The organism is Aphanothece hegewaldii CCALA 016, assembly GCF_003007785.1.
Lineage (GTDB): Bacteria > Cyanobacteriota > Cyanobacteriia > Cyanobacteriales > Microcystaceae > Chroococcus > Chroococcus hegewaldii.
In genome coordinates this window covers 30,957-43,221 of record NZ_PXOH01000016.1, presented here as the reverse complement: position 1 = coordinate 43,221, position 12,265 = coordinate 30,957, and the positions used below count along the sequence as shown (strand labels likewise).

General features: G+C 38.6%; 12 protein-coding genes and 1 pseudogene. 4 read left to right on the top strand and 9 right to left on the bottom strand.

Going from position 1 to position 12,265, the window contains the following annotated elements; genetic code table 11:
• Nucleotides 1-5 precede the first annotated feature (5 nt).
• Nucleotides 6-1,385 carry a phosphomethylpyrimidine synthase gene (gene thiC / locus C7H19_RS14745; protein WP_106457649.1) on the top strand — a complete coding sequence of 460 codons (1,380 nt, stop codon included), beginning with the start codon at nt 6-8 and terminating at the stop codon, nt 1,383-1,385.
• A gap of 135 nt (nt 1,386-1,520) precedes the next feature.
• Here the strand turns inward: thiC and C7H19_RS14740 are convergent, their stop codons facing one another.
• The gene (locus tag C7H19_RS14740) at nt 1,521-2,150 is read right to left on the bottom strand and encodes a precorrin-8X methylmutase (protein ID WP_106457648.1); all 630 of its coding nucleotides are present in this window, start codon (nt 2,148-2,150) and stop codon (nt 1,521-1,523) included.
• Nucleotides 2,151-2,349: 199 nt separating this feature from the next.
• Between C7H19_RS14740 and C7H19_RS14735 the strand changes: the two genes are divergently transcribed.
• Nucleotides 2,350-2,922 carry a CHRD domain-containing protein gene (locus C7H19_RS14735; RefSeq protein ID WP_106457647.1) on the top strand — a complete coding sequence of 191 codons (573 nt, stop codon included), beginning with the start codon at nt 2,350-2,352 and terminating at the stop codon, nt 2,920-2,922.
• 118 nt (nt 2,923-3,040) lie between these two features.
• On the opposite strand, the gene C7H19_RS14730 is transcribed toward C7H19_RS14735, so the two are convergent.
• The 3 genes from C7H19_RS14730 to C7H19_RS14720 form a co-directional block, all read right to left on the bottom strand.
• Complete coding sequence (locus C7H19_RS14730; protein ID WP_106457646.1) at nt 3,041-3,847, bottom strand: TPM domain-containing protein; 807 nt, start codon at nt 3,845-3,847, stop codon at nt 3,041-3,043.
• Between the two features lie 184 nt (nt 3,848-4,031).
• Nucleotides 4,032-4,451 (bottom strand): hypothetical protein, encoded by a 420-nt coding sequence (locus tag C7H19_RS14725; RefSeq protein WP_106457645.1) that lies wholly within the window; start codon nt 4,449-4,451, stop codon nt 4,032-4,034.
• A gap of 5 nt (nt 4,452-4,456) precedes the next feature.
• On the bottom strand, nt 4,457-4,807 hold the full coding sequence (locus C7H19_RS14720; RefSeq protein WP_106457644.1) for a YtxH domain-containing protein: 351 nt from the start codon (nt 4,805-4,807) through the stop codon (nt 4,457-4,459).
• 143 nt (nt 4,808-4,950) lie between these two features.
• Between C7H19_RS14720 and purH the strand changes: the two genes are divergently transcribed.
• Together purH and C7H19_RS14710 are read left to right on the top strand one after the other, a co-directional pair.
• Nucleotides 4,951-6,501 carry a bifunctional phosphoribosylaminoimidazolecarboxamide formyltransferase/IMP cyclohydrolase gene (purH, locus tag C7H19_RS14715; RefSeq protein ID WP_106457643.1) on the top strand — a complete coding sequence of 517 codons (1,551 nt, stop codon included), beginning with the start codon at nt 4,951-4,953 and terminating at the stop codon, nt 6,499-6,501.
• A gap of 8 nt (nt 6,502-6,509) precedes the next feature.
• Nucleotides 6,510-7,076 carry a GUN4 domain-containing protein gene (locus C7H19_RS14710; protein WP_106457642.1) on the top strand — a complete coding sequence of 189 codons (567 nt, stop codon included), beginning with the start codon at nt 6,510-6,512 and terminating at the stop codon, nt 7,074-7,076.
• Here C7H19_RS14710 and C7H19_RS14705 read toward each other — a convergent pair.
• The 5 genes and pseudogenes from C7H19_RS14705 to C7H19_RS14685 form a co-directional block, all read right to left on the bottom strand.
• Complete coding sequence (locus tag C7H19_RS14705; protein ID WP_106457641.1) at nt 7,070-7,990, bottom strand: DNA adenine methylase; 921 nt, start codon at nt 7,988-7,990, stop codon at nt 7,070-7,072. The genes C7H19_RS14710 and C7H19_RS14705 overlap by 7 nt on opposite strands.
• 9 nt (nt 7,991-7,999) lie before the next feature.
• The gene (locus C7H19_RS14700; protein WP_106457640.1) at nt 8,000-8,476 is read right to left on the bottom strand and encodes a CRR6 family NdhI maturation factor; all 477 of its coding nucleotides are present in this window, start codon (nt 8,474-8,476) and stop codon (nt 8,000-8,002) included.
• Between the two features lie 75 nt (nt 8,477-8,551).
• Nucleotides 8,552-9,217 (bottom strand): annotated as a pseudogene (locus C7H19_RS14695) (Uma2 family endonuclease).
• The gene (locus tag C7H19_RS14690) at nt 9,214-9,795 is read right to left on the bottom strand and encodes a Uma2 family endonuclease (protein WP_106457638.1); all 582 of its coding nucleotides are present in this window, start codon (nt 9,793-9,795) and stop codon (nt 9,214-9,216) included. Before C7H19_RS14690 ends, C7H19_RS14695 begins: the two are co-directional and overlap by 4 nt.
• A gap of 21 nt (nt 9,796-9,816) precedes the next feature.
• On the bottom strand, nt 9,817-12,240 hold the full coding sequence (locus tag C7H19_RS14685) for a GH116 family glycosyl hydrolase (RefSeq protein ID WP_106457637.1): 2,424 nt from the start codon (nt 12,238-12,240) through the stop codon (nt 9,817-9,819).
• Nucleotides 12,241-12,265: the final 25 nt, after the last annotated feature.

Here is a 12,265-nt window from a genome sequence, read left to right as displayed (position 1 = left end):
CAAATATGAGATCTCAATGGATTGCTCAACGGCGTGGTCAAGACAATGTATCGCAAATGCACTACGCACGACAAGGAATCATCACCGAGGAAATGGAATACGTCGCCAAACGCGAAAATCTTCCAGTAGATTTGATTAAAGCAGAAATTGCGCGGGGAAGACTGATTATTCCTGCAAATATCAATCATGTTAATCTAGAACCGATGTGTATTGGGATTGCATCTAAGTGTAAGGTTAATGCTAATCTGGGAGCATCGCCCAATTCTTCTAATATGCAAGAAGAAATCGATAAACTTCATCTATCGATTAAATACGGTGCAGATACCGTGATGGATTTATCGACAGGTGGGGGTAACTTAGATGAAATTCGCACAGCGATTATTAATGCGTCTAGTGTGCCTATCGGTACGGTTCCCATTTACCAAGCGTTAGAAAGTGTGCATGGTAATGTAGAAAAACTTACCCCCGATGATTTTCTTCATGTTATCGAAAAACACGCTCAACAGGGCGTAGACTATATGACGATTCATGCAGGAATATTAATCGAACATTTACCCCTAGTCAGAAATCGGATTACAGGTATTGTCTCTCGCGGTGGTGGGATTTTGGCTAAATGGATGTTGCATCACCACAAACAAAATCCCCTCTATACACACTTTGACCAAATTATCGAAATCTTTAAGAAATATGACGTTTCTTTTAGTTTAGGTGATTCATTGCGCCCCGGTTGTACCCATGATGCTACCGATGAAGCGCAACTCGCCGAACTGAAAACCCTTGGCCAACTGACACGCCGCGCTTGGGAACACGATGTACAAGTAATGGTTGAAGGCCCTGGTCATGTTCCTATGGATCAAATTGACTTTAATGTCAAGAAACAAATGGAAGAATGTGACGAGGCTCCTTTCTATGTGCTTGGCCCCTTGGTGACGGATATTGCACCAGGATACGATCATATTACCTCAGCAATTGGGGCAGCGATCGCGGGTTGGAGTGGTGCAGCAATGTTATGTTATGTAACACCCAAAGAACATCTAGGCTTACCGAATGCTGAAGATGTCCGTAATGGCTTAATTGCCTATAAAATTGCGGCTCATGCGGCTGATATCGCCCGTCATCGTCCAAATGCAAGAGACAGAGATGATGAACTGTCCCACGCTCGTTATAATTTCGATTGGAATCGTCAATTTGAGTTATCTTTAGACCCCGAACGCGCTAAAGAATATCATGATGAAACCTTACCCGCAGATATCTATAAAACTGCGGAATTCTGTTCCATGTGTGGGCCAAAATTCTGTCCAATGCAAACGAAAGTAGATGCAGATGCGTTGACGGAGTTAGAAAAATTCCTCGCATCAAAAGAGAAAGAAACCGCACAGGTTTAAACAGTCAGTCAGGGATTTTAATCCCTGTCTCATAGCTAAAGTCCGTTAAAACGGACTATACTTCTTAAAAGTAGACGGTTTTAACCGACTTTGGCTGTGAGCCGTGAAATTCATTTCACGATGGACTCAGGTTTTTTACCCTTGAGCATTTGGATTTTGTCCGTAAGCTTGCCAAGTTAAATCGACTAAAGCATTTACTATAGCAACGGCGACCATTGCGCCCCCTTTGCGTCCACTAATAGCAATATAGGGAACATCAGCATCTTTAAGACGTTCTTTAGCGATATCAGCCTCGATAAATGCGGTAGGTGTACTGATAACTAAAGCGGGTTTAACTTCTTGTTCTTCGATTAATTCGACTAATGCGGTGAGAGTGCTTAAAGATTGTCCAATAACAAAAATCGCTTCAGGATAGCGTCTCGCTAAGGTTTGGATACCCCATTCGGCTTTTGTTTTATCTTTTTGAGGCCGGGTAATGGTTTCGGTGGCGCAATAAACGGGATTTGCAAAAGTCTGTTGTAAGTTAGAGGCGATGCCAACGTGTACCATAAGAGTATCCACAATAATTGTACTTCGTGCGGCTAAAGCTGCTGCCCCATCATTTAAAGCGCGTTCCGAAAATTGCATTAAATTTTGATATTCAAAGTCAGCCGTTTCTAAGATAATACGGCGCACAATTTCAGTCATAGCAGGTGATAGCTCATTATTTTCAATTTCTTGATCAATCACGGCTAGATTTTGAACATCGGTAATATGCCATTCCATAAATTGTTAAAAAGTTTTGTTTTAATTTGTTTATATACTATTACGTTTAAAGCTGATTTCGTTTTTATCGAAGGAAGCCAAACCCCTACCCCATATTGTAAAGAAATATGAAAAGTATCTAGTTAAATAAATCCATTATGCTAAGACTTCCGTAAAGGTAATGTTGGCGTTATAAGTTTATACCAACAAAAAAAATTATATGAGACAACTTTGGACAATACCTATTTTAGGTGCGGCTTTAACCTCAGTGGTTGCGATCGCGCCTTTGCCTGCAACTGCTGCTACTTTTCAGTCTAACTTAACGGGTTCGCAAGAAGTCCCACCAGTGATGTCGCCAGGATCGGGTTTTGCAACACTTGAGCTTACTGGAAGTCCTGGAAGTTGGGTTCTCGACTATGAATTAACATACTCTGGTTTATCCAGTCCTATAGCCTCACCGTATGCCCACATTCATAACGCTCCCTTCGGCTCTAATGGCCCTGTTGTTCATCATCTCGATGGTGCTGATACTGCGCCAATTGCGGGTAGTACTTCAGGAACGATTATCGGAGATTGGCGATTCGATGATCCGAGCGCTCCTCTAACCGATGCTTTAGCCCAACAGTTACAACAAGGTAAACTCTATTTTAACATTCATACTGCAGCAATTCCTAGTGGTGAGATTCGCGGTCAGATTACAGCCGTCCCCGAACCTGGAAACCTGATGGGATTGGCCTTAGCGGGTAGTTCATTATTACTAATCAGAAAGCGCAAGACTAGCCACTCAGCATGATTCGCGCAACTTAAATCTTTGTCCTTTATTACCTCGATTCTAGAAGCCTAATCACTGTCTAGTCAAATCCAACGGTGATTCGGCTCTAGTTTTCTTAACATTCACCAAACAACTTGTTTTAAGTTTTAGAGGGAGTCGGTTGATTAAAATATGGCGTTAGAAAAGCAACTAGCGCACCGAGGCCAAAACCTCCGATATTACGCACCAGTGGCAACCATTCTGAGGTCCGGGTAATAACTGGGCCAATACCGAAGGCTACAAACAAAATAAACCACAAAGGCGACATAATTAAAGCCCATTGCCAAGCGAAAACTTGACCCTCTTTGCGAGGAATACCCGCAAAACCGAAGACTAAACCACCAGCGATCGAAGTCACTAGAGTTAAAATCCACTGTTCTTGAGGTAAACCTGGAACGACGCTACAACCACCTTGAACTAAACAAGTTTTTACCGTATCTAATGCTTGAGAAATTGCTTTATTTTCACCATTATCTCGAATAAAGTACATATTTCCGAAACGGGCTTGCATTTCGATCCAAAATGTGCGGGGGAGTAACTCATAAACAGCATCGCCAATACTAAAAGCGAGTAGGTTGCCCCCTCTGCCATCTGCGACTAAAAGAATACTTTTGTCATCCAAACCCCAAAAATTAATTACAGCGCGTCCAGGGCTGCGATCGTATTGGGTTAAAACTCTTAATTTCCAACCCGTTTCGGTTTCAAAGTTTTCAATATCTTTGATTAAAGCTTCTTCTTGCTGTTTTGGAAGATAATTAGCTAAATCAACGACTGGAGTGGCTTCTGTGGGCAGTAACTCAGGATTATTCACCGCCATAGCTTCTCTTGGGCTAAACATCCAAGTCGATAGGGTAAGCAGACATATAATAAAAGGGAGAAAAATTCGCTGATTCCAACGATGCTGCATGGTACTCTGCTCTATAAAACTAAGAATTATTAAAACGGTATAAGTATCTTTACACTTATTTACTTTATTTTAAGGTTACACGACAGTCTTGGCTAATACATCAGAAAAATTTATAGATAATTTGATGCTGATCGAGGGTTTCATAACTAAACCCTCACTTCTCGTTTTCTATCAACCGTCGCTTCTAATAATCTGGTGGCTTGGAATGATTGTATGAATTAGAATTAAGACGTTGTGAGGGATAACGCTGCCAAGTAGCCCAAGCAGCTTTGACTCCAGAAACAACGCCTTGAGTCCCGCGCTGAACTTTTCCTAACCCATCTTTTGCACTTCCCATACTTTGATCAACTTGTCTAACGACACCCGAAGCACTTTTGATCCCTTCATTAAGATCATCGGTTAATTCACTAATTTCTAGCCCTGTTAGACGAATTGCTTCTAAAGTAGGGGGAAATTCTCGACGTAAGGTATCAAAGAGTTTTTCAGCACTTCTAGCAGCCCTTGCGAGTTCTTGCAGGGCAGGGATCGCCGCGATCAGAACTGCCGTTAAACTAACGGCGACTAAAAGTAAAGAAAGAGAAAGCCAAAAAATCGGTTCAGTCACGCTAATTATCTTGGAAGGTGTTGATCTACTGGGGTTAATTCGGCATTGGGATCACGGGTTTGTTGCATGGAATGACTGACTTGACTCGCTTCGATGCCAGCAGCGATCGCCTCTTTCAATCTTTCTAAAGTGTCATCCCAATTTCGCTTGGCTGTGTCTGACAAACGATCAGCCTGTAATTGTATAGTACTCGATAAATCTTCGGCTAATTCTGGCAAAGCTTCGGCCGATTTTTTTAAAATGCGTCTTGTTTCCTGTCCAGACCTTGGGGCAATGAGAAGTCCTGTAACTGTCCCCAAGACTCCGCCAACAACCAGTCCTGCAAATAATAAACCGCCATTACTTTTATTGGACATCTCTTCACCTCTGTTGCCTCACTTTCATTGTAGAGGTATTCGCTCGGAATCGGAAGTCGAGAAAAGTCATGATGGCAGGTTTCTGTACAATAAAATAATTGAGAGAGAAAAATCGAATTATTTTAGTATATTAAGGTTAAAACATGGCACGGTTAGCACTACTGAGCGTTACAGACAAAACAGGATTAATTGAATTTGCTTATTCGTTGGTTAAAGAATTCAACTTCGAGATCATCAGTAGTGGTGGAACGGTCAAAACCCTACAAGCTGCAAACATTCCCGTCATTAAAGTTAGTGACTATACAGGTTCACCAGAAATTTTAGGAGGACGCGTGAAAACCCTCCATCCTCGTATTCATGGCGGAATTTTAGCACGCCCTGATGTTCCCCAAGATATTACCGATCTCGAAAATAATCAGATCCGACCTTTTGATCTCGTTGTTGTTAATCTTTATCCCTTTGAAGAAACGATCGCTGATCCTAATATCACTGTAGCCCAAGCCATTGAACAAATCGACATTGGTGGTCCGGCAATGTTACGCGCATCGGCTAAAAATTTCGCACATCTCACCGTCCTTTGTAACCCAAAATACTACAATACCTACTTAGAAGAATTACGGCAAAATAACGGAGAAGCGTCACTAACTTTTCGTCAAAAAATGGCGGGCGAAACCTTTGCTTTAACCAATGCTTATGATCAAGCTATAGCCTCCTATTTTGCCAGTCTTTCCCCCAACTCAGATGATGTTCTACCCACTCGTTTTAGTCTTGCCGGAACCGAGGTACAATCTTTGCGTTATGGTGAAAACCCTCATCAACAGGCGACTTGGTATCAAACGGGAACAAGTGCGAGTGGCTGGGCTGGCGCGACTAAACTACAGGGCAAGGAACTCAGCTACAATAATTTAGTAGACTTAGAAGCAGCCCGTCGCATTATTGCCGAATTTGACCCCAAAGAACCGGCAGCAGCGATTTTAAAGCATACTAACCCTTGTGGTGCAGCGTTAGGAACGACTTTAGCCGAAGCTTACGAACGCGCTTTTAATGCTGATCCGATTTCTGCATTTGGAGGTATTGTAGCTCTTAATCAGCCCATTGATGCAGCCACCGCGATCGCTTTAAGCAAAACTTTTCTAGAATGTATTGTCGCCCCAAGTTGTGATCCTGATGCTGAAACTATTTTTAAAGCTAAGTCTAACCTACGAGTTTTAGTTTTAAGCGATCTCATTAGTGGGCCAAAACAAACGGTTAAAGTCATTGCAGGAGGTTTTTTAGTTCAAGCATCCGATGATTTTAGCGATGATCCTAATACATGGCAAATTGTTACGGAAAAACAGCCGACTTCTGAAGAATTAGAAGAATTAACTTTTGCTTGGAAAATTGCTAAACACGTTAAATCTAATGCTATTGTCATTACTAAAAATAAAACCACATTAGGTGTGGGTGCAGGTCAAATGAATCGAGTCGGATCGGTTAAAATTGCGCTCTTACAGGCTAAAGATGCGGCAAATGGCGGTTATTTAGCGAGTGATGGCTTTTTTCCTTTCGATGATTCCGTAAAGACCGCAGCAGCAGCCGGAATTGGTGCTATTATTCAGCCAGGAGGCTCTTTAAAAGATAAAGATTCTATTAAAGCTGCTAATGAGTTAGGTTTGGTGATGGTTTTGACTGGTATTCGTCACTTTTTACACTAAAAAAAATTATGGATGCACAAAATCAACTGTTAGAAATTTCTGAACAACTTCGCTCTATTTCAGCGCGTCTGGGATATATTGAAGATAAATTGATGTTGGTTACGGATATCGATCGCTATAATCAATTACAGGAATTTCTCAAAGAGGGAAATTTTCAAGAAGCTGATACGGAAACTTCTAATATTATTCTGACGGTCGCTAATAAAGATCGGGAAACTTTTACACCAAATGATATGATAGATTTTCCCTGCAATGTTTTGACTGTAATCGATCGTCTTTGGAAAACTTACAGTAAAGATAAATTTGGTTTTAGTCAACAATTGGCTATTTATCAAAGTATTGGCGGAACAATTGAAACTTTGATGGCACAAGATGTTAATGTTCTTCGAGAATTTGGCGAACAAGTTGGCTGGCGAAACGATGGAGAATGGATTAATGATACAAATTACGACCAATTAGATTTTAGCTTAAATGCACCTGTTGGCTTATTTCCTGCTATTTGGTGGAAATCTCCCTATGGACTAAAAATGGTCTGTTTTTGTTTTACACGTTTATTAAAGTGTAATCTTCAATAATTCATAATCAATAATTCGTTAATCTGACCGCGTTTTTGTGCGTTACTATTAATCATTCGATTCGCTTTAACCCGTTCTATTCGATAACCCTGATAAGCATTTTCAAAAAAATGATCATCAGGATTTTTATTTTTTGGATCGGAATTACTTAACATTAATTTAGCTTTTTGTCTATTTAATAAATGATAAAAATCTCTTAATTTTAATTGTTCTGTATCACTAAAATTATCTTGGGAATAAGAGTTAAAATTAGACGTTTTGCTAATAGGACGATAGGGAGGATCGAAGTAAACAAATGTTTGAGAATCAACCCATTTTTCACACTGAGAATAGTTACCTTGATAAATTTTTGTATTTTGTAAAAGTTGAGAAATAGCTTTTAAATTTTCGCCATGACAAATTAAAGGGTTTTTATATTTCCCGACAGGTACATTAAAATGTCCTTTTGAATTAACCCGAAATAAACCATTAAAACAAGTTTTATTTAAAAAAATAAGTTGAGCAGTTCTTTCAATCCATTCCTCACTAAAAACAAGAAAATTAGTGTGTTTTTTTTGTAAATTATAACTATCTCTAACATCAAAAAAAAACTTTTGTCTCTTTTCTAGAGATAAAGCTAAATATTTAACTTGCATTTCTGATAAATACTCAATTAATGTTTCTACTGCTTTTTGGATAGTTAAATAAGCTAATATTAGTTCTTCATTAATATCACAAATAATAATTTCTTCAAATTGATAAACTTGAGCTAAATAAATAAAACAAGCACCACTTCCGACAAAAGGTTCAACATATTTATTAATTTTTTTTTCTTCTATTTCTTGCGGTAAAAAGTGAATAATTTGAGATAAAATTTGACCTTTTCCACCAGCCCACTTAAGAAAAGGTTTAGCTAAAATTTCTTTTTTTTGCATTATTATTAACTAATTAAACATCTCAAAAAACTCATCTTCTATCTCATAACCCAACATTTGCGCCATTGATTTTAAGCGAAATTGGCTAGATATTCCTTCTGTTTTTAACCAATCATTTAACACAAATATTTTTTGCATAACAAAAATTTCTAACGATTCAGGATTGTAGCGTATTCCTTCAGTCCGATGAAATTGATGAGGTACTAACATAGCCGTATAACGTCCTAATTCTCCTTCCTTCCAGTCTAAAAAAAATGGTAGCCAAGGATAAACCGAATCTAAACGAATAAACCACAATCTAACCTCTGGAATTTCCGATAATTCTCTAATATCTGTCTCCTCACGCGGATAAATAATATTAAACTGTATTTTTTGTTCAGCAGATAATATAGCCTTTTCTTGAGTTAACTTATTAATAACCGTCGTCACGGGTGATAAATCAAGATTATACAGATGATTTGGTTCAATAGTAATTGTAAGAGTCATCTATTTTATAATTCATCTCTAGCTTTTATAACAAATTTTATTATAAGTTTTTTTAGCCAATTTATAACTAATTTTCTAAAATATTCCTTTTAATTCTAAAATAAATCCTAGTAAAACATCTTCACCCGATAATTGACTAGGTTGATGTAAAACTTCTTTTTCTTTCCCTTGCCGATAAATTTCTACCTCACCCCGCCTTCGGCACCCCTCTAACATATAAAAAGTCTTCCTTATAGTTCCCTCTCCTCACAGGAGAGGGCTAGGGTGAGGTGGAGAGGGGACGGGGAAGAGGTTAATTAACCACCCTAAACGAGTTCCATTTTCTATGTATTCTTGCATCTTTTCTTGTAATGATTTTAGACTATCGGAAGCGGAACGTAATTCAACCACAAAATCAGGACAAATTGGCGGAAATTCTTCTTGTTCTTCAGTCGATAAACTATTCCATCTTTCTAGAGATATCCATGCTGCATCAGGAGAACGTAACGCACCATTAAGCAGTCGAAACATCGTACTTGAATCAAAAGCAATACCATTTTGATTTGTTTCTGTCCAATTTTCTAAGCGTGTAGATAATTTTATATTTCGATTTCCTGATGTTCCTCCAGTTGGTGGCATTATTACTAATTCTCCCTTTGAATTTAATTCTAATTTTGTCTCAGGATTCGCTAAACAAAGTTGATAAAATTGATGTTCTGTCAGTTGAATAAGTGGTTTAAGTGTGAGAGTAATAGTAGTCATATTAAAGCAGAGAAAACAGATGATAAATCTAAAAATAGATTATTAAATTCAGGTATTTCTATTTGTTCATTCGGTAAATAAATACGCTTTGAACGATAATTAAACTTATTTTTATTTTCTTGATAAGGTTCTGTATAAACCTCTAAATGATTATCGACTAAATTAAAAATCCAGTAATTAGATATTCCAGCTTCAGCATATAAATCTAATTTAAAAGTTTGATCAGATTTTAATGTAGAGTCAGAGACTTCAATCAATAATAAAATATCTTCAGGCAAAGGATGAGACGATAAATATTTATCTTCTTTTAGACGAGCAATGACGATATCTGGTTCAGGTGCGCTATTAGGAAGAATAATAATTGGGTCTTGTACTCTAATAATAGCTTGACCAGAAATTAATTTATAAAATTTCTCAACCAACAATGTATTACAAACCGAATGTATCCTGCCTTTTGATGCCATTTTAACCAATTCTCCTCGAATTAACTCAATCCGTTCTTCAGGATGAAAAAATCCAATTTCACCTAAATGCTCATATTCTTCTAACGTGAACAGTCTACGAGTAACAGCAATCATACTTTTATCCCTCCTAATTTATTATTGTAGCTCTTTAAACCCCGTTAAAACACCATATATTCCCCAAATTGCCATCGCTCTTAAATAATGACTTGCGCGAAAGGTTCCAACTGCGGTAATTGCTTCAGGAGTACGAAACTGTAAGCCATTTTCATACACTTGATTAACCACCGCTTCAGTTAATCTAAAAGCTTCTTTCTTCATCCCCATTTGTAATAAAAAAGCAGCTAAACCGTAATTAATTCCTGTCCAAACTTCCAACGGGTGCGTAGCATTAGGATTTTCTGGAGTCCCATCGGGTTTTAAGCCATTTGCTGCCCCAAATTTACCATCAAAAAACTTTAAAAAACAAGCCTCATACACTTTCTTTAAAGCCGACTCAGCATACTGAAATTCTACAACATCGGGTAAGTCTAATAATCTTGCATAAAATTGACCACAAAGTTGATCCGTCATTACCACATCTGAACCACTTTCACTATCTAAACGATAATATTCACCATTCCAAAGTGTTTGATGATAAATAGCGCGAGATTGTTCTAACCAAGTACGATAAATATTAATGGTTGATTCAATACTTTTCGGATAATCTGCTACTTGTAATTGTGGATTCATTGGCGGACGTAATAACAAAATATTACCGATTTTGAGCGCTGCTTCTAATGCGGCTATCCAAAGACCTCCACAATATGCACTAATTCCTTTTAACTGCCAATCATCAAAAGTTTGATCCGGTGCGCCCGAATTTTCAGGAATTCCATCATTATTTAAATCAAAAGTTTTTAAATAAGCCATTGTTTCAACAATTGCCGGCCAACATTCCCATAAGAAATCTTGATCTTTTGCACCAGTTAAAACAAAATCTCTATACACTTGTAAAACAAAATCGCTACCTAAATCTTTCCATAAATTACAATCTTGGTAACTGGTATAGTTCGTTTGTACCCAAGGATGCTCATTAGGTGCGCCTAAATCGTGTGGGGTTGCACCTTTAGCTTTACGGATGGCTGCAGCTTGATTATAGCCAATAATTCTCGGTGTATCATCACTTGTTGGGATCGCACGAGCAAAAGCAGTCAAAATACTTTTATCTAATCTCGGCCATAACATTAATAAACCAAATGAACCGTATAATCTTACGTCTAGACTTTCATACCAACGGTAATCGATACATTCTAGAACACCAAACTGTCCGACGGGATCATCTTCGGTTGCGGCTGTCCAAAGTGTACCCCCATCGGTAAGTAAATACAATTCATTGAACAACGCCATCTTAAACCAGTCGGGTAAATCAGAACGTTTCAGTATCGGTAACTGCCATTGTTGAATCATCTCTCGCCATGTGTCACTATGTTTTAAGGCTGTTCTGACAATTGACCACGCATTCTGTCCATTTCTGCCAAAAAAATCAGTATAACGACGATAATAGTTAATTCCTTGAGCAAATTCAGTAACGGGTAAATCCCAAGCCAAAATAAACGGAATCTTGCGAGTTTTTCCTGGTCTAATAGTAAACCGAATTGCGATCGCTGTTGCAATTTGTTCGCCTTCTTTTGCGGGGGTTTCATCTTGCTTATCGGGTAATGAACCATTCATGGCGAAATAGTCCCAAATTTCGGAACCATCGCTATTAGGATTCCATTTACCCAGATGAAACACATCTAGAGTAGGATTACTTAAACTAGCAATGCAGATTTGTCCGTCTCCTTCAGTCGGGGTATCATTGGGTTGTAGACGGTTCATCAAACATCCGACGCGAAAATTATCTTCTATCCACTGATTAAAATTTCCTTTACTATCACCCCAACGCGCTTGGTATTCATAAACGGGACTACCATCGTCTCTAACTTTGACTTTGGGAGATTTCACGGCATTTGTAAACCAACCTACTATATTTTGCCAAGTTAGCATGATACTCAGTGTAATTGGTTTATCGGTGGGGTTATGGGCTGTCCATTCAAAAACTGCCACAGGATAGCTACTTTCTTGGTAATTTCCTGCCCAAATCGGGGAATATTGCTCACAAATTAACTGAGTTTGAAAAATTCCTTCGTATGCGTACCAACTGCGGGGATAAAGTGCGGAGTATGTCCCTTTTTCTTTTTCGTACCACGACCAACGAGATAATGTACCATCTTCTGGAGGTTCGGTACAGAGTGCGTATGCTTGTGCTTCCCCGTCTTCTGGTTGTTCAAAAATACTAAACTGACACGCGGGTAAACTTTGGAAAATATGTTCACCCCCATCAAGATGCCATAGGTTAAAATCACCTTTAGGCGATCGTCCGATACATCCTGCACCAAAGCCACCTAATGGTACACCATGCCAAGGCCCATCATCTAAATTACTAGCATAGCGAACTCTATAGGGTTTGTCCCATCCTTTGCCGATCAAACGTTTCCAAGCACAAACGGGAATTTCAGGAAGCGAGATCAAATTCATCATAATTCGTTGCTAAGAGTAAAATATA